This window comes from Caloranaerobacter ferrireducens (assembly GCF_001730685.1).
Classification (GTDB): Bacteria; Bacillota; Clostridia; order Tissierellales; family Thermohalobacteraceae; genus Caloranaerobacter; species Caloranaerobacter ferrireducens.
Genome location: NZ_MDJR01000001.1, coordinates 321,542 through 339,933, shown reverse-complemented (window position 1 = coordinate 339,933; position 18,392 = coordinate 321,542). Strand labels below are relative to the sequence as shown.

Here is an 18,392-nt window from a genome sequence, read left to right as displayed (position 1 = left end):
ATTTATGCTTTGCCTCCTGCCATCATTATACCAAGTTTTTTCTCAGTAGCTTCTTCTGCATCAAGAATTCCAACAAGCTTACCATCATATATTACACCTATTCTATCAGCTAATGCCATAACTTCATCTAACTCTAGAGAAACTAAAAGTACAGCCTTTCCTTTGTTTCTCTGTTCTACTAACCTTTTGTGTACAAACTCAATTGCCCCAACATCTAAACCTCTTGTAGGCTGTGCAGCAATTAATAAAACTGGATCTCTATTTAGCTCTCTTGCTATAATAACTTTCTGTTGATTACCTCCTGAAAGTGACTTTGCAGTAACTTCTTCACTTGGTGTTCTAACGTCAAATTCTTTAATTAACTTTTTAGCATGTTCGTGAATAACTTCGTAATTCATAATACCATTCTTACTGAATGGCTCTTTGTAATGATTTCCAAGCACCATGTTTTCTGCAAGTGTATGCTTAAGAACTAATCCTCTCTTATGTCTATCTTCAGGTATATGGCCTACACCTTCTTCAATTATTTCTCTAGTTTTTGATTTGGTAATATCTTTGCCTTCTAACAAAATCTTTCCTTTTGTTGCATTTCTTAGTCCCGTTAGCACTTCTACTAATTCAGTTTGACCATTGCCATCTACACCTGCTAATGCAAAAATTTCTCCAGCTTTAACCTCAAAACTAATACCTTTAAGTGCTGGTACTCCTCTATTATCTAATGCATGTAAATCTTTAACCTCTAATACTGGCCTACCAGCTTCCTGTTTTTCTTTTTGAACTACTAAATTAACTTTTCTACCTACCATTAACTCAGCTAATTCTTCACTATTAGTATCTTTCGTATTTAAGGTATCTATAACTTTACCTCTTCTTATAACTGTTACCCTATCACTCATAGCCATTACTTCTTTTAATTTATGAGTAATTAGAATTATAGATTTACCTTGATTAGCAAGGTTTCTTAAAATAACTCCAAGTTCCTCAATTTCCTGTGGAGTAAGAACTGCTGTTGGTTCATCTAGTATTAAAATATCTGCACCTCTATAAAGAGCTTTTAATATTTCAACTCTTTGTTGCATACCTACAGAAATGTCCTGTATCTTTACATTTGGGTCTACAGCTAAACCATATTCGCTTGAAATTCTATTTACTTCTTCTACTGCTTTTTCCTTGTCCAATTTCAAACCACCGTACAATGATGGTTCAGTACCCAGGATAATGTTTTCCGCTACCGTAAAGGGTTCAACCAACATAAAATGCTGATGCACCATTCCTATCCCTTTTGCAATAGCGATGTTAGGGTTTTTTATTTCCACCTTTTCTCCTTTAATATATATTTCACCAGATGTCGGCTCATATAAACCATATAATATATTCATTAAGGTAGTTTTTCCAGCTCCATTTTCACCTAATAAAACGTGAATCTCACCTTTCTTAACAGAAAAGTTAACGTTATCATTAGCAACAACACCTGGGAAAACTTTAGTAATGTTTTTCATCTCTACTACATAACTCATCCAGATTCCCTCCTTTAGACACAATTAGGTCAGATGTAACATCTGACCTAATTATTATAACCGATATTATAAAATTTTATCAAGTATAAATATTTTTACAATTCTGGAGCTTCAAAAGCTTCAAACTCTTCTTTAGTTTTAGGAACGCTTATCTTACCATCTATAATAGCTTTCTTATATTTTTCAGCTGCATCTTTTAATTCTTTAGTTAAGTTACCAGCTTTATCGCTATAACCTACACCTTCTTCTTTTAAACCATAAGTATAAACTTTACCTTCAAATGTTCCTTCTTTTACAGCTTTAGCAACATAGAATGTTGCATTGTCAACTCTCTTAACCATTGAGCAAAGAACGTTTTCTGGAGCTAGAGCTGATTGGTCTTTATCAACACCTATTGCCCAGAATCCTTTTTCTTTAGCTGCTTCGATTAATCCAACACCAACACCACCAGCAGCATGGTATATAACGTCAGCGCCTTTTTCGTGTTGTACTAATGCTATTTCTTTACCTTTAGCAGCATCTTCAAAAGAATCAGCATAGTTTACAAATACTTCTGCATTAGGGTTAACAGCTTTAACACCTGCTCTAAAACCATATTCAAATTTCTCTATTAGAGGGAATTTCATTCCACCAATAAAACCTATTTTATTAGTTTTAGTTGTAAGTCCAGCTATAACTCCTACTAAGAATGAACCTTCTTCTTCTTTAAATGTAAGTGATGCAACATTTGGAGCATCAACCACTGAGTCGATTATAGCAAATTTTTGATTTGGGAATTGCTCAGCTGCTGTCTTCATTGATTCATTGAATAAGAAACCAACACCTATAATTAAATCCATATTTTCTTCAGCAAAACTAGTTAAGTTTGGTAAATAATCATCAGCAGTTTCAGACTCAAGTACTTTTCTTTCAATACCAAGTTCTTTTTCTGCTCTAGCTAAACCATCCCAAGCAGAATCGTTGAATGACTGGTCACCCAATCCACCAGTATCAGTAATCATACCAATAGTTACCTTTTCAGTTTTACTAGTACAACCTACTGCTAAAGTAAGTACTAAAACAGTAGTTAATAAAAGTGCAATAATCTTCTTTGACATTTTGAAATACCTCCTTAAATATTATTTAGTCTGCAAACCAGTTTGCAGAATTAAGTGACAAATTATAATATTCTATAAAGTTTTAAAAATTCCTCTAAAAAATCTCAATTTTTTATAATTCATAGAAAATTATATTCCTTGTTAATTTATACTGATTTAAAATATAATTTCCATTCATGGATTTCAACAAAATCTTCCTTAATTTATTTAAATATTTTTTTAAATCGAAGGTTTTGTTCTTCAAATTTAAAACTTTCTAATACTTGTTTACTATAATAATTTATGTAAAATGCCCCAGGAATATACCTAGGGCATTTACTAACATGGGTCTGATTCCTTAGATGTATAACCAGCATTCGCCAGTATTTCTATAGCTTTTTCTAACTTTGATTCATTAACCATTACTATAGGACCTGTACATCCCATTCCACTTTCTGCATAAATGCCGTTTTTCCATAATGCTTTAACAGCATTTTCTAATTCTAAAATATCTATACCTGAAATTGATCCAGTTACAACTTCCTTTGGCGGAGGTGCAACCTCTTCTTCTACTTCTTTAACTGCTGCTTCTTTTTTCAATCCCTTTAATATATCGTCTAATTTAGCTTTCTTTGCTTTATTAAACTCTTCTTTGCTAATTCTTATTAAATCACCTTTAGCAAGCTTTGCAGCATAAGAAATAGCATTTGCTACTACTGGAACGCCTGAAGCTCTTGAAAGTATTAGGATTATTCTACTGTAATCTTCTCCAATTCCAGGACCATATCCATAACCTATAGCTTCATAACTTCCTCCTGTTGTAAATGAAGAGAAAATCTTCATAAGTAAATTACCTGTTAATGTATCAGTAATCATTACATCAGGTGTACCTGCCAAAAGGTCATTTCCTCTCATTACTGAACCACCATCAGATCTCATTGATTCAGTAAAGTTTATCTCATAACCATTTGCTGATAACTCTTTTAGAGCTCTTTCAACCTGTCTAGCTCCATCAACATTAAGTATCCCTACAGTAGGATTTTCTACTCCCATTGCTTTAGCAGTTATAATACCAAAAATTCCATTTTTAATCATAGCCTCTACTCTATGTGGAGAAGATGTTCCAGTTGTAGTAGCTATAAACATTTCTCTACCTAAACCAGGTGTAATAACCCTTCCTACGGTTGAAACACCTATTGGGAAATTATAATGCATTGTAACAGCACTATGAATTTCACCGCTATCTAGTAGTTCTTCCATTTTCTTATGAGCTTCTTCTTCAGTATTAGCCTCAACTATTTCTAATTTTGTATCTACTTTAGGTCCTATCAATACTACTTCAATTGAATTATCTCTCGATTGAGCTATCTCTGCTCCTTTAACTATATTCTCAATTCCATGCTCACTACCTAGAATTGTAATACCCACTCTTATTTTCTTTCCAAATTGTCCTGTTTCTATTGCATCAGCTATGTCATTAAAGACTTTACCAATGAGCTTTTTTACGTTGTTATCTGACATCTATATCACCTCTAATCTCTTAAAAGATGTGATGCAAATTCCCTCATAGCTTCTGCTACTAACTTTTTAACTTCTTCTTCAGAAACTCCTTTATTGCTATCCACTTTACCACTATTTCTTTCAATTACGATTGACACACCATCAAATAGATTTGTCATACGACCTAAGAATAAACTACCTTTACCAACAATCATAACTCTATTTATTTTACCATTAAGTAGTTCTTCTCTTGCAAAACCAATATAAGGAACACCAGAAGGAATATGTCCTTGAGTTGGAGCCCATCCTGGCATACCATGTTCTTTAACGAAATTCATTAAGTCTTTTCTGTCTAGTTCTTTTCTCTTAACACCTAAAGCAGCAATCATCTTATAGTTCGATGTAGGAACATCTCCTGCTCCAGCAGGCTTTGTAACATCTGGGTTTTGCATCTCAACAGAATACTTATCTATGTCTGTAATTTTTAGATTTCCTTTATCAAGAGGAGCTGTTATTAGTGAAGTTATTACAGCCTGTGGTGATGAACCTGTTCCAACTGTATGGCGTCCTACTAAATCAGTTCTTAATACAGGATTTACACCATCATTTTTGCTTACTAATACTGCAAATCCACCTAAAACGTCCTCTAATACAGGCATACCTTTTTTCACGTGGTCTTTTCCATTCATTCCTAATTTTGCAGTTGCTCCTCCACCTACTATTACAACATTTTCATAAACTCCTGCTTGAACTAAAGCAGCAGCCTCTATTAATGCATGAGTAGGTGCAGCACAGAATCCTCTTGTGTCTGAACCAGTAGCGTTGATGCAACCTACAACTTCTGCAATTGCCTTTGCGAAGTTTCCACCACCTCTTTGGTTCATATCTCCGCAAGCTTCTTCTGAACATTCAATTACATAATCTATATCTTCAGCTTTAAAATTGTTCTTAGCTAGTAAATTTAATAACGCTAATACACCTGAAGCTTTAACAACTAAGTTTTCAAATAAAGTATGAGCATTCAAGTTAATATCAATATCATGTGCTCTCTTAACACATCCAACTATTTTACCTTCATTATAGATAGGTTCAGCATGCTGCTCATTAATCAATTTTTCTATTTCAGAGATTTCTTCTCCTTCTTTAAGTTTTGAAATTAGGTTATCATTTATTAATGGATGTTTTTCTAATTTCTCTTTAACAACATTAGTAAATTCTTTTTCAAGTTTTACTAAATCAAATGCATCAGATATCTTCATAAGACCTATAAATTCGTCCTGAGGCATTATTTCTCCAAACTTACCAAATCTATCTGCACCTTCAACTTTTTTATCATACCAAGGCATCTCAATTTTAGCTAAATCATCTGGCGAAATATTTCCGATATAAGTTTGATTTGGTGCATAACTTACAACTTCATCAAAATTACGCAAATGCTTTGGAAGTTCTTTTAAATATTCTGAATCAGGATTTATTACTCTCTCTGAAGTTTGAGTAGTACCACTGTGTATAACCATATCAGGTGCATGTACTAAAACATAACCAGTTCCTTTAACTACTGCAAAACTCATAGTTTTCACCTCCATAAATTCTCGTCATTGGTCTCTCGCCTTTTGATATTCGTTATTTGATATCCAAAAAACGAATAGCATATGTTTTCATAAAACATCATTCTGCTATATTTTAATAAAGGGTGATGAACCTATCATCACCCTTATAGTTTTATATGATTAACTTACTCTTCAAAAACTGTCTGTCCATCCACTTCAGTCTGTAAAGCTTTTAATGCTCTTTCAACTAAGCTTCTTCTTAAAGCCTTCTCTTCTTCTTTGCTAAGGCTTGGATTTCCAAGTGGATGTGGTATCGCTATTGTTGGAACTATTCTATTAGCACCAACAGTTAATGATATAGGTACTACTGTACACATGTGAACTACAGGAATTCCTGCTCTTTCAATTTCTTTAACCATCGTTGCACCGCAACGTGTACAAGTACCTCATGTAGATGTTAAGATAACAGCATCTACACCATCTGCTACTAACTCTTTTGCAAACTCAGCTGCAAAAGCTTTAGCGTTAGCAACAGCAGTACCATTACCAGTTGTAGTATAGAAGTATCTGTGAAGTTCTCCAATTTTTCCTTCTTTTTCAAGTTCTCTAAGAACATCTACAGGTAATACCCTATCTGCATCTTCATTTGCATATACTGGGTCATAACCACCATGTGCTGTTTCATGTGTTTCTGGTGTTAAATCATCGAATTGTGAAATATCATATTTACCATACTTAGATGCACTTGAAGATTCAATATGATCCGGATTGCCCTTTGGTACTATACCTCCAGAAGTAACTAAAGCAATCTTAGCTTTAGTAATATCCTTTACTGGAGGATTTGGTTCTACTCTGTCAAAATCTGGCATTGGATACTCAGTTTTAAATTCCTCACCTTTAAGCTTTTTGATAAGCATTTCAACGGCTCTTTCTGAACCTCTTTTTTCTGCAAAATAATTCTTTCTTATACCTCTAGGAATATAACCTTCCACATCAGGAGTTCCTATTTCTTCGCCTTTTGCTAGTTTTAGAGCTAGAGCAGCCATTGATTTAACAGCTTTTCTCATACCAGCTGCACTATTTTTAGTTTCTACTATATAAACGCTCTTTTTGAACATGTCTGCTCCAGGGTTTTCTGGATACATACCTGTTAATACTGGTATTCCTAATTCTTTATTAACAGCTTCAGTTATAGTACCGCAAGCAACCCCGTATCTACCAGCATTAAACGCTGGACCAGCAATAAATAAGTCAGGGTTATATTTTCTAACCATTTCAATTATTGTTTTCTTTGCTTCTTCTATATTTTCATTGAAATATGAGTCACCACAGATTATAGTTGCTACTATTTCTGCTTCGTCACCAAATCTTTTGCTAAATTCCATTCCTGGACCTACAACACCTTCTCTTACTTCAGGTTTGTGGTCAGCTTTCTCTTCTCCACCAATTCCTGCAAAGAATTGATTAATATAATGAACTACTCTTATTTTGCTCATTTTTCCCCCCCTCTCTAATTCGGGTCTTATTTAGTCGTTAAATTTACAATATTCTTCTCTTATATCGCTAACTTCACTTATAATCTCATCTACATCTAATACCATTTCCATCATACCAATTTGCTCATCATAAACTTCTGGATCAACTTCATTTTTGAATTCTGGTTCTACCGCATGATATACTCTAAGTCCTAACTGGACTCCTGCTAATGGACCTGCAAAAGTAGGGTCTCCTGCTGTAACAGTTTCAGCTGCTAGCCCAGCAGCTTCTGCTTCAGCAGCTCCTAATATTACAACAATATTTTCAGCACCATATTTTTCAGTTAAATCTTTAACCCTCTTTTGATTTTCTAGGTCCATAGCTCCTGCAGCAGTTCAGACAAAACATTCAGTTGATGCAAAAACTACTTCAGCTTCAGTAGTCTTTAAGCACTCTTCAATAGCTGGTGCAGGAATTCCATCTCTGTCACCAATTACGATTACTTTCTTACCATCTAGTAATCCCATTCTTACCCTTCCTTTCTATCTAATTTTTATTTCAGTTTTCTTTGTTTTGTACACTATTTATAATTTACAAGTAAATAGTTTAATATCCTTTAGCTGTTAATTTATTAAATCCTAGCTCATTAGTAGCTCCTGTTATAGCTTGTAACTCAACTACAATTGAACCATCTTCTTTTAAGCTACCATCAAATCCACCAGCAATCTTATTAGCAGGTTCAATGTGTCCTATCACTTTGTCCATAGGTGGTAACTCGATAACTTCATTAGCGTTACCTCCTGTAACAACTGCATTTGCTAGTGGGTCTGCATCTGCTAATGATTGTGAAGCTCCATCTCTTCCTGCATATTCATCTGTTACAATAACTGTTTTAATGCCTTTTTGTTCTATTTTCTTGCAGTTCATAATTAAGTCTGTATCTGGGTTACCAAAACCTTCTTGTGAAATGATAACACCATCTACACCTAAATATTCAGCTAATTTAGCAGTCCAGTTTGATGAACGTTCTTTATCAGCTAAATATACGTTTTCATTAGTTATAATAACACCAACAAAATTCAATTCTTTTCCATGTTTCTTATAAAGGTCATGAATTATTGGGTTATTTAAGTGATGATAAGTAGTATTCTTGTCGCAAGCTGATACACAGTTACCACTAATAATAGCACCATCCATTAACTCAGTTGGGCTTATTAAAGTTGGTAATATCTGTTTAGCATCAACACCATATACATAAGTATCATGTAATAAACCTTGGCTTTGAAGCATTAATACATATGCTACCTTTGGTAAATTTGGATATTTTTCAATACTCTTAAGTAATGGTAAAAATTCGTAAGTTTCAACATCATCTGGCTCTACATTCTTAGCTGCTTTTCCTAAATACTCTGCAGCTTTTAATCCAGCCATTCTAACAGCTTTCTCATGTTCATGTTGCTTTAAACCATCAACTGGCTCACATACTAAAACAACATTATTTAACTTTGAAAAAGGTGTATACTCGGCTCCTGGGCCAGTCATATCAATTATACCTTCTTGGAAACCTACTATTTTACCAGTAGTTACTACAGCAGCGCCTTTCAAAACATTAGTTCTTCCAGAACCTACTGTTTCTACCTTTGATATTACACCAGGGAAAATGCCACCTTTTCCTTCTACTTTAACTCTAGGCTCAATAACATCCTTTACAGGCATTATTCTTACACTTTCACCTGGTCTAGCTAACTCAACATCTACACTCTTTAGATGTTCATCTTCTGATATGATAGAAATCAATTCTTCTTTATTTACATAAAGTACTCCATTTTCAACCTTTGTTTCATTACCAAATTGAACATCTTTGATATAGATATTTCCTAGTTCTAGGCGCATGCAATTCACCTCCCTTTAGTTTTCAATATATTCAAAGAAAAAATTTAGATATACTTCTTAATCATTTCTTCTATGTTTGCAGGTGTTGCATCTTCTTTTGTTAATTCATCAATTTTTTCTCCATCTTTATAAATAGCTATTGTAGGTAATCCTAATACTCTTTGCTTAATAGCTAGTCTTCTTGCTGATGAAGTATCAAGTTTACAGAATTTCATCTTGTCTCCATATTTTTCTGCTAATTCCTCTACATGTGGTAATAAAGCTTTACAAGGTTCACAGCTTTTTCCCCAGAAATCTACTAATACATATCCTTCTGCATTTAGTACTTCAGCTTCAAAAGTTTCCTTATTTACTTCTAACATCATAACCCCTCCTTATTTTATTCACTAAAATTATTCTCGATATATTTTTCAGCCTGTGTAGCAGCTATTGCTCCATCTGCACAGGCAGTAACAACCTGTCTTAATGACTTTTTCCTACAATCTCCTGCCGCAAAAACTCCTTCAATATTTGTTTTCATATCTTCATCAGTTAACAAGTAACCTCTTTCATCCATATCTAATATACCTTTGAATAAATCAGTTTGTGGCATATATCCTATGAATACGAATATACCAAAAGTACCATCTTCTTCATTTGCATGTATTTCTGTTTCTTCACCAGTCACTCTGTTTCTTATAACCATTGATTCAACGATACCATCGCCTTTTATTTCCTTTACTTCAGAATTCCAAATAAAATCAATTTTTTCATTCTTAAACGCTTTTTCCTGAATAGATTTAGCTGCTCTTAACTGATCTCTTCTATGTATTATAGTTACTTTTCTAGCGAACTTTGTCAAATAAATAGCCTCTTCTACTGCTGAATCTCCTCCACCAATTACATATACGTCAAAATCAGTAAAGAAATCAGCATCACAAGTAGCACAATAAGAAACTCCTTTTCCAGTAAACTCTTTTTCTCCTGGGCAATTTAGCTGTCTAGGTTTTGCGCCTGTTGCAACTATTACAGTTTTAGCTCTGTATTCTCCCTTTTCTCCTTTAAGCACTTTGATTTTTCCTTCTAATTCAACTTCAGTAATAGTATCAGAAACTCTTTCTGCTCCAAATTCTTCAACTTGTTCAACCATTCTTGCGATTAAAGAAGGTCCTGTTGCATTTCTGATTGATCCAGGATAATTAGCAACTTCATCTGTAGTTACTATTTGTCCTCCTGTTCTCTCTTTTTCAATAACTAAAGTCTTTAACCTTGCCCTTCCTGCATATAAAGCAGCTGATAGACCTGCTGGGCCTGAACCTATAATAACTACATCATATAAATTTTCCATAATCAACACCCCTTTTAAAATTTTGTTCCAACTTAACTAAATTTTCTCTCTTTAACGCTTTTTTTATGCAAATACAGCTTTTTAAATTATACCTTTTCGTTTATAACAACATCCTTAATAAGAGACAAATCTATAGTTTGAAAATCCAATAAAATCTTTTCTGGCCAATTTGGAGTTTTAAAATCTCTTAAAAACTTTTCTGCAGTTTGTATACTCCCCTCAATAATTATCAGTGAATCATAATCTAATTTTGCTCTATCACTACTAATAATTATAGATTTGTAAGGTGTTTCATTAGGTTTAACACTACCTGATAAAGGATGTGATAACAACTTATGACCTAGATGTATTTTATCTCTAACTTTTCTCAAAATATTCAAATAGTCCGTTTCATAATACTCTACTACGATATATTCCGATAATTGCTCTTTTACTAAAGGATTATTGGTTATAAGTATTTTACCCAATCAATTCACTCCTTAAAAGGAAAAGGTTTTCAGTAAAAATGACATAAAAACAGAGCAAAAGCCCTTTATAGGTGCCTTTGCTCTGTTTATAACCTGAGAGTTTCTTCTTTTACAAGAATTGCTCCTTCGGTGCCCTAAGGCTCTCCAGAGAACTGTCGAAATACGGTCCTTTTGCCTGAGAGCTTCATTACATACCGGCACAAGGTATATAACTTACTCCTTCGGCGCCTTAACGGTCTCTCCCGCATCTCTCATCCAGTTAAAACAATATTCAATTATTAAACTTCTTTATACTCATATTATAATACATAAATTTTTCTTATACAACAAATTTTTCATTTATTTAATTTCTATTAATTCATAATTTACACTACCTAATCCAATAGCTTCTCCATACTCTAATATTCTATTAGCATCAACTTGTGGATGTAAACCATGAAATTTATCTTCACCTGGTTTGTGTCCCTCTTTCAAATCACTATTTTTTATACCAATTTGCTCATTTATTAAATCTATACTTGCCTTATCTATTGCTACTGGGTCAAAAGAAGCTAATATACCTACATCATTAACTATTGGTACATCACTCCACGGAACACAGTCACACATTGGAGTTACATTCATCACAAAATTAAAGTATGCAACTTTACCTTCTTTGTTTTTAACAGCTCCATAAGCGTATTCAGCCATTTTTTCAAGGAAAACATCTGAATCTGTCTCCCATTGTATTTGAATTGCACGTTTAGGACATATTGTTATACATTCACCACATCCAATACATTTGTCTTTATCTATAACTGCTTTATTATCTGCCATTTCTATAGCTTCAACAGGACAGTGCTTAACACATAACTTACAACCAACACACTTCTTACTAATGACTTTAGGCTTAGCATCAGAATGCTGAATTTGTTTTCCTGCAGCAGTCGCACAACCCATTGCTAAGTTCTTTATAGCACCACCAAATCCAGCCATTCCATGTCCCTTAACATGGCTTAATACAATCATAGAGTTAGAGTAATAAATATCTCCAGCTATTTTTACTGTTTCAAAATGATTTTTGTCTATTTTAACTTCAACTGAGTTTTTGCTATATATACCATCAGCTATTATTATAGGGGCATTTACTACAGCATACGCAAATCCATTTTCTATTGCTGTTTGTATATGTGTAACGCTATTTGTCCTGCTTCCTGTATAGAGAGTATTTGTATCTGTTAAAAAAGGTTTAACTCCACATTCTTTTGCTTTATCAACTATTTGTCTAACAAAAATTGGATGTATAAAAGCACTAGAACCTTTTTCTCCAAAATGCAGTTTTATTGCAGTTAAATCATCATTTGATAATATTTCTTTAATACCAGCTTTATCAAATAACCTTTGAATTTTATTCGGTATATTATCTTTTTTGCTTCTCGCTCTTAAGTTTACAAAATAAACTTTACTTGCCACTCTATCACCTTCCTGTAAATAATTACGTGATTCGTCTTTTAATATATCCACAATTTATCAATAGATTTTTATTCTTTTTCATAATATATAGCAAATGCACCAGTACCAGCAAAAATAGCTACTGTACAACCTACTTCACCAAAAACTATTTCTCCAACATCAAAATTTTCTTTTATAGCATCTATAAGTACTAAAGCAAATTCCTTATCTCTTGCATAATTTATACCTATTGTCTGATTGGCTAAATTTATATTCTCATTTTCTATTTTCTCTACAATCCATTTAATTACTTTTTTCCTTCCACGTATCTTATCCATCTGCACAATATATCCATCTTGCATAGTTATAACTGGCTTAATTTTAAGTTTTTCTCCTAAAAATGCTTTAGTAGCAGATATTCTACCAAGCTTCTTTAAATTTTCTAGTGAATCAACTACAATGATATATTCTAATTTATCAATTAACTCATTTAACCTTTCTATAATTTCATCTTTGCTTTTACCATTCTTAGCCATACGAGCAGCTTCTAATACAATTAACCCTTGCCCCAATGTAATACCTTTAGAATCTACAACTATAACTTTATCTTCAATCTCTGCTATTTGAGCTGCTGTAATAGCCGACTGATATGTCCCACTTAGTTTTGATGATAAAGTTATCACAATTAAATAATCATAATCATCTTGGAATTTTTTATATGTATTTAAAAACTCCATTGGAGTTACCTGCGAAGTAGTTGGTAACTTATCACTTTCATCCATTTTTTTATAAAACTCATCGACTGTAATATCAACCTTATCTTTATAGCTTTCATTTTCAAAATTAATTGTCAAAGGAACAACCTCTATATCATATTCATCAATATATTGCGAAGGAATATCAGAAACACTATCTGTTATAATTTTTATTTTTTCCACCTTTATTTCCTCCTTATCTAGACAATGTCTTTAAACATTATTATATAATTAAAAAATAAAGTACTCAAGAAAAAAACGTCACTTCCTATTCGCTTTTCGTAATTTGTTTTTATTAGTCAACAGTCAATAGTCGATAGTCTATTAACTATAAACTACAAAAAAAGAGCCATAAAAGGCTCTTTTCAGACTGTAGACAAACTTGTTCTTTTATAAATCTATGAAAATAAAAGCGAATGCTTGAAAGAATTTAGTTTTAAAAAACTAGGCGAAAATTTTAAAGAAAATCCGTAGGTTTGACAGGATGTCAAACCAGCATCCTACAAGACAGGACGTCTTGATTAGGTGCGTTAGGATTTTCTAAGAATTTGAGCCTTAAGTTTGTTCTAAATTCTTTCGCATGAGCGTTATTTTTCAATTCATTAAGTAATATAACTTTGTCAACAAATAGAAAAGAGCCATAAAAGGCTCTTTTTATAATCCGTAGGAAATTATATTCTTTATTAGTTTTTAGATAATTTTAAGTATAATTTCCGTAACGGATTTCAAGAAAATCATCATTAATTTTATATTTATTTAAATCGAAGATTTTCTTATTTAAGTGCATCTAAAATTGTTAATGCAATATTTGACGCATGGTCCGCTATTCTTTCCAAGTTACTTATCATATCTAAGAATACTATACCTGAACTTGGATGACATAACTGTTTATTTAATCTTTCAATATGATTTGCTCTTAATTGCTTCTCCATTAAATCAATATCTTCCTCAAAAGCTATTACACTTCTAGCTATTTCTGGATCTGCTGTTTTATATGCCATAAGAGCTGTTCTATATGAATTTTCTACTTTTTCAAACATCATTTCAAGTTCTCTTAAAGCTTCATCTGAGAAATTAAGTTTATTATCTATTGCATATTGTGCAAGTTCAGCAATGTTATCAGCATGGTCTCCTACTCTTTCTAAATCGTTAACTGTATTGAATAAAGTAGTTACCCTAACTTGTTGCTCATCAGTTAAATCAGCATTTGAAAGTTCTACAAGATACTGAGTAATATCCTTTTCTAATTGATTAATAAATTTCTCTTGTTCAAATACTTTATGTGTTAACTTTTCACTCTTACTAAAGAAAGATTCTTTTGCCATTTTAAGAGAATTTTGAGCAATTTTTCCCATTCTCAAAACTTCTTTCGCAGCCTGCCCTACTGCAATAGAAGGAGTTTCAATAATTCTAGTATCTAAATATTTTAATCCAGTATTATCTTCTTCAACTTCCCCTGGTATTAACCTCTTAGCAGCCATAACAATAAATCCTGCAAATGGGAATTGAACTATTACGTTAATAATATTAAAGAATGTATGTGCATTAGCAATCTGTCTTTCAACATCTTGAGGTGTTAAACGTGTCACTAAATGCTGTATTGGATATCTTAATACAATCATAAATATCAATGTACCTATAATGTTAAATAATAAGTGCATAAGTGCAGCTCTCTTTGCTGTTTTGTTTGCACCAATACTTGATAATAAAGCGGTAACACAAGTACCAATATTATCACCAAATAATATAGGTAATGCTATATCTATTGTTATAAGTCCTTGACTGGCTAATGCTATAAGTAAACCTATTGAAGCACTACTACTTTGTACTATTGTAGTTAACCCAAAACCTACCAAAATACCTAAGAATGGATTTTCTAAACTAGTTAATAAGTCTTTAAAAGCTTGTGACCCACTTAAAGGTTTTAAATAATGCTTCATAAAATCCATACCAATGAAAAGTATACCAAATCCTATAAGTATCTCAGCAATCTCTCTGTGCTTCTTCTTTGAACTAAATAGCCAAATAGCAACACCTATTGCTACTACAACTGGTGCAACATCTGTTAATTTAAAAGCTACCAACTGTGCTGTTACGGTTGTACCAATGTTAGCACCCATTATTACTCCAATTGCTTGGCTTAAAGTCATAAGTCCTGCATTTACAAAACCTACAACCATTACGGTAGTAGCACTACTACTTTGAATAATCATTGTTACTACCGTACCTACAAGAACTCCCATAAATCTGTTATTTGTCAAAATTTCAATTAATTTTTTTAATTTTTCACCAGCTGCTTTTTGTAGCCCAGTTCCCATTAAATTCATACCGTATAAAAATAGTCCTAAACCACCAAGTACACCAAAAGCAATTTCCATATTAGTACCTCCAATCATTCTTTTGTTAGCACAATACTAATAATACAATATTTTTTATTATGTTTTGTTAATTCTATGTTAAATTTATTAATTTTTCATTTTTTTTGTTAATTCTATGTAAATTTTATTTTTATTACTTGAGATTAGGAAAATTCAATTGTCTTAGAGCTTCATAGGCTATAATTGCTACAGAATTAGATAAATTTAAAGACCTTGCATGCTCACTATTCAACATAGGTATTCGCATACATCTATCAATATTCTCTTTAAGCAAGTCTTCTGGTAACCCAGCCGTTTCCTTGCCAAACACAAGAAAACATCCATCAAAAAACTTAATATCTGTATAACTTTTTTTCGCCTTAGTAGTTGCATAAAAAAATTTCTCTTTTCCGTATTTTTCTAATAATTCATCGAAACCATCATAATAGTGTATGTCTAAAATATGCCAATAATCTAATCCTGCTCTTTTCAAATACTTATTATCTAATGAAAAGCCCAGTGGTCTAACTAAATGTAAAGATATACCTGTAGCTGCACAGGTTCTAGCAATATTTCCTGTATTTTGTGGAATTTCAGGTTCAACTAAAACAATGTTTAAAGCCATAAGAAAACCCCCTTATAAATTTTTGTTATCATTCTTTTTTAATATAATATTAACTTCTATCACATCACTTCCTGCTCTAAACGGAATACAGTATATGATCCCATCACTTACTGTATATTTTATTTCTTGACCATATATTAATGCTGGTATAGACAAATCAATTGCAATTCCAGAATTATAAATATCTGAAATAGCATTGCAAATTAACATATTACTCATATCACACAATATTTTTCTACAAGAAGCATCTAGCTTAGCAATTGGAACATCATCCAAAATACTCGATACAATTTTTTTAGATATTGACTCTGAGAGTTTTATTATAATCTGTCCTTTTAAATTGCCAACTAAACCAGTAATTATCCCTATATCATCCTTTAATTTAACCTCTTTCTTAATATAAGGTTCTTCAATTTCCACAAATAACCTTATTGCCTGGGAAAATATTTCTTGCCCCGATTTTATCAAGGCACTTATTATAATATCATCCATATATCCACTCCTTCAACATTTAATACTATCATTGATTACCATGTATACCTTTTATCCCATTTTTATCAATAACTATATCCTGATTATAAGCTCTATAGCTAAAAATTTGTTCTGCTGTTTTTAAATCTAGTCCTCTCATATCCACTTTCTCTAATTGAGCCTCACCCAACCCTTTTTTATATAAATCATACAGATAATGAACAGCTTGAGGTAAAAATCCAAGTAGTCTTGCACCTACAGTATCACAAGCCACAGGATCTGTACCAGCAATTATTATTCCAGGAGTATCAACAGCCTTTCCATCCGAAGGACCAGTTCCAATCATTGCCTTATCTGCACTAATTATAGTTAAATCTATAGGTATTTTTTCTGCCATAGCCACTATAAAATGATGTAAATCTTCATGTATCCCTAAAGACTTTTTAGGAAATCCATGAATTTCAGCAGGCGGCCAACCTAAAGCAATATTCTTAATCCCAGCACTAATAGTAGCTTCTTCGTGTATTTTCAATTGTGTGAATGATATTAATACATCCATTTCTTCATAAAGCACATTAATTTTAGTTTTAGATGGTTTATTATGATTTAATTCTAAATCTACATATGGTCCATAGTTTAAATCAATAAATTTCACATTATTCTCTTTTATTACTTTATCATAACCTACATATTTCATAACTTTATCAGTTGGGTCTCCTCCTGAGCCAGTTGCTATTATTATTTCGCATGGATTAAATCTTTTTATTATCTTTATGAGTCTGTCTAAAGTATTAGGTCCAACTACAGTGGCAGTATTTGGTTTCTTTGCTTTCACCCAGTTTGGTGTTATAACTACTCTATCGCCTTCTTTTAATATCCTCTGCAATGGTAAATTATAAAGACATTCTTCTAAAGAATCTCCTTCATTAGAATCTTTTGCTATTGAAACAATTGGTTCAAAAACCCTTCTTACTTTCACTACATTCCCTCCAAAAAATAATAGATTTTAAGATTTTTATCTTAAAATCTATTATTTTATACATAGAAACTAATTATTCAATTCATTAATATATTAATTCTTTTAAAGCCTTATAAACTCCATCGTTATCATTTGTATCCGTAATTATATCAGCCTTCTTTTTTACTTCCTCTTCTCCATTCCCCATAGCTATACCACAACCTGCAAATTCTATCATTGATAAATCGTTATAATTATCCCCAATAGCTATTACTTCACTATTTTTAATATTAAATATATTGCAGAGCTTTTCTAACGCTTTACCCTTAGATACACCTTTACTCATTATATCAAAACTACCTTTCCATGAACTTACAATTTCGATATTCTTATTCTTACTAAGTATATTCTTTACATAATTTAACTTATCCAAATCATTATCCATTGTAACAAATTTATAAATCTTAGGTTTTCGTTCTTCAAATAATTTGTTGGCATCATCAATTAATTGTATATTAATTTTATCCCCTGGTTTCTGTTTTTTATTCCAATTGTAATATTTTAAAGAATTATAGTTCAATTCTTTGGTATAGAAGGTATCATTATCATAAAAATGAAAATACATATTGTTATCTTCTAACACTTTAATTATTTCTCTACAATCAACAGTATTTATCGGATTTTCATAAAGCACATTATTCCTATGATATTCACAAATATATGCTCCATTACAAGCTATTATTGGAGTCACAATACCTAATAACTTTGCGTAAAATCTTGCTGATGTAAATATTCTGCCAGTTGAAATAACTACCTGTATTCCTTTTTCCGTAGCAATTCTTAATGCATTCTTATTTTTTTCTGAAATCTCATTGTTACTATTTAGCAAAGTACCATCCATATCTACTGCTATCAATTTATACTTCATGCATATCACCTTTTCTACATTAGTTTTAAAATATCTTTTTTAACAACTACTACAAAGAATT

At 32.1% G+C, this 18,392-nt stretch carries 17 protein-coding genes and 1 riboswitch; all 17 genes read right to left on the bottom strand.

What is annotated here, in order from left to right:
- Window positions 1-2 precede the first annotated feature (2 nt).
- On the bottom strand, window positions 3-1,517 hold the full coding sequence (locus BFN48_RS01665; protein ID WP_069649137.1) for an ATP-binding cassette domain-containing protein: 1,515 nt from the start codon (window positions 1,515-1,517) through the stop codon (window positions 3-5).
- A 95-nt stretch (window positions 1,518-1,612) separates the two neighbouring features.
- Window positions 1,613-2,614: a BMP family lipoprotein gene (locus BFN48_RS01660; RefSeq protein ID WP_069649136.1), complete on the bottom strand. Its 1,002-nt coding sequence runs from the start codon at window positions 2,612-2,614 to the stop codon at window positions 1,613-1,615.
- A gap of 318 nt (window positions 2,615-2,932) precedes the next feature.
- Window positions 2,933-4,114: a glycine/sarcosine/betaine reductase complex component C subunit alpha gene (gene grdD, locus BFN48_RS01655; protein ID WP_069649135.1), complete on the bottom strand. Its 1,182-nt coding sequence runs from the start codon at window positions 4,112-4,114 to the stop codon at window positions 2,933-2,935.
- Window positions 4,115-4,125: 11 nt separating this feature from the next.
- The gene (grdC, locus tag BFN48_RS01650; protein WP_069649134.1) at window positions 4,126-5,664 is read right to left on the bottom strand and encodes a glycine/sarcosine/betaine reductase complex component C subunit beta; all 1,539 of its coding nucleotides are present in this window, start codon (window positions 5,662-5,664) and stop codon (window positions 4,126-4,128) included.
- A gap of 164 nt (window positions 5,665-5,828) precedes the next feature.
- Window positions 5,829-7,139 carry a glycine reductase complex selenoprotein B gene (gene grdB, locus BFN48_RS01640; protein WP_083238733.1) on the bottom strand — a complete coding sequence of 437 codons (1,311 nt, stop codon included), beginning with the start codon at window positions 7,137-7,139 and terminating at the stop codon, window positions 5,829-5,831.
- Window positions 7,140-7,169: 30 nt separating this feature from the next.
- On the bottom strand, window positions 7,170-7,646 hold the full coding sequence (gene grdA, locus BFN48_RS01635) for a glycine/sarcosine/betaine reductase complex selenoprotein A (protein WP_083238732.1): 477 nt from the start codon (window positions 7,644-7,646) through the stop codon (window positions 7,170-7,172).
- 79 nt (window positions 7,647-7,725) lie between these two features.
- Entirely contained in the window at window positions 7,726-9,012 is a 1,287-nt protein-coding gene (locus tag BFN48_RS01625) for a glycine/sarcosine/betaine reductase component B subunit (RefSeq protein ID WP_069649130.1), read from the bottom strand.
- Between the two features lie 44 nt (window positions 9,013-9,056).
- Window positions 9,057-9,374, bottom strand: a complete 318-nt coding sequence (trxA, locus tag BFN48_RS01620) for a thioredoxin TrxA (protein WP_069649129.1) — start codon at window positions 9,372-9,374, stop codon at window positions 9,057-9,059.
- Window positions 9,375-9,391: 17 nt separating this feature from the next.
- Window positions 9,392-10,339, bottom strand: coding sequence for a thioredoxin-disulfide reductase (trxB, locus tag BFN48_RS01615; protein ID WP_069649128.1), 948 nt, complete (start codon window positions 10,337-10,339; stop codon window positions 9,392-9,394).
- A gap of 86 nt (window positions 10,340-10,425) precedes the next feature.
- Window positions 10,426-10,806 carry a GrdX family protein gene (locus tag BFN48_RS01610; protein WP_069649127.1) on the bottom strand — a complete coding sequence of 127 codons (381 nt, stop codon included), beginning with the start codon at window positions 10,804-10,806 and terminating at the stop codon, window positions 10,426-10,428.
- A 153-nt stretch (window positions 10,807-10,959) separates the two neighbouring features.
- Window positions 10,960-11,061, bottom strand: a riboswitch (glycine riboswitch).
- Window positions 11,062-11,145: 84 nt separating this feature from the next.
- Window positions 11,146-12,309, bottom strand: coding sequence for a DUF362 domain-containing protein (locus BFN48_RS01605; RefSeq protein ID WP_278287282.1), 1,164 nt, complete (start codon window positions 12,307-12,309; stop codon window positions 11,146-11,148).
- 17 nt (window positions 12,310-12,326) lie between these two features.
- Complete coding sequence (locus BFN48_RS01600) at window positions 12,327-13,175, bottom strand: DegV family protein (RefSeq protein ID WP_069649125.1); 849 nt, start codon at window positions 13,173-13,175, stop codon at window positions 12,327-12,329.
- A 590-nt stretch (window positions 13,176-13,765) separates the two neighbouring features.
- Window positions 13,766-15,370, bottom strand: coding sequence for a Na/Pi cotransporter family protein (locus tag BFN48_RS01595; protein WP_069649124.1), 1,605 nt, complete (start codon window positions 15,368-15,370; stop codon window positions 13,766-13,768).
- A gap of 133 nt (window positions 15,371-15,503) precedes the next feature.
- The gene (gene trmL / locus BFN48_RS01590) at window positions 15,504-15,974 is read right to left on the bottom strand and encodes a tRNA (uridine(34)/cytosine(34)/5-carboxymethylaminomethyluridine(34)-2'-O)-methyltransferase TrmL (protein WP_069649123.1); all 471 of its coding nucleotides are present in this window, start codon (window positions 15,972-15,974) and stop codon (window positions 15,504-15,506) included.
- A 12-nt stretch (window positions 15,975-15,986) separates the two neighbouring features.
- Window positions 15,987-16,466, bottom strand: coding sequence for a chemotaxis protein CheX (locus tag BFN48_RS01585; protein ID WP_069649122.1), 480 nt, complete (start codon window positions 16,464-16,466; stop codon window positions 15,987-15,989).
- Between the two features lie 28 nt (window positions 16,467-16,494).
- Complete coding sequence (locus BFN48_RS01580; protein WP_069649121.1) at window positions 16,495-17,424, bottom strand: DUF362 domain-containing protein; 930 nt, start codon at window positions 17,422-17,424, stop codon at window positions 16,495-16,497.
- A gap of 85 nt (window positions 17,425-17,509) precedes the next feature.
- Entirely contained in the window at window positions 17,510-18,331 is an 822-nt protein-coding gene (locus BFN48_RS01575) for a Cof-type HAD-IIB family hydrolase (protein WP_069649120.1), read from the bottom strand.
- Between the last annotated feature and the right edge of the window lie 61 nt (window positions 18,332-18,392).

What these genes read in the sequence shown, in the direction of transcription:
- BFN48_RS01585 (WP_069649122.1), bottom strand. Translation starts at nt 16,466, where the DNA reads ATGGATGATATTATAATAAGTGCCTTGATAAAATCGGGGCAAGAAATA.
- grdD (WP_069649135.1), bottom strand. Translation starts at nt 4,114, where the DNA reads ATGTCAGATAACAACGTAAAAAAGCTCATTGGTAAAGTCTTTAATGAC.
- BFN48_RS01595 (WP_069649124.1), bottom strand. Translation starts at nt 15,370, where the DNA reads ATGGAAATTGCTTTTGGTGTACTTGGTGGTTTAGGACTATTTTTATAC.
- grdC (WP_069649134.1), bottom strand. Translation starts at nt 5,664, where the DNA reads ATGAGTTTTGCAGTAGTTAAAGGAACTGGTTATGTTTTAGTACATGCA.
- trxA (WP_069649129.1), bottom strand. Translation starts at nt 9,374, where the DNA reads ATGTTAGAAGTAAATAAGGAAACTTTTGAAGCTGAAGTACTAAATGCA.
- BFN48_RS01625 (WP_069649130.1), bottom strand. Translation starts at nt 9,012, where the DNA reads ATGCGCCTAGAACTAGGAAATATCTATATCAAAGATGTTCAATTTGGT.
- BFN48_RS01665 (WP_069649137.1), bottom strand. Translation starts at nt 1,517, where the DNA reads ATGAGTTATGTAGTAGAGATGAAAAACATTACTAAAGTTTTCCCAGGT.
- BFN48_RS01575 (WP_069649120.1), bottom strand. Translation starts at nt 18,331, where the DNA reads ATGAAGTATAAATTGATAGCAGTAGATATGGATGGTACTTTGCTAAAT.
- trmL (WP_069649123.1), bottom strand. Translation starts at nt 15,974, where the DNA reads ATGGCTTTAAACATTGTTTTAGTTGAACCTGAAATTCCACAAAATACA.
- trxB (WP_069649128.1), bottom strand. Translation starts at nt 10,339, where the DNA reads ATGGAAAATTTATATGATGTAGTTATTATAGGTTCAGGCCCAGCAGGT.
- BFN48_RS01660 (WP_069649136.1), bottom strand. Translation starts at nt 2,614, where the DNA reads ATGTCAAAGAAGATTATTGCACTTTTATTAACTACTGTTTTAGTACTT.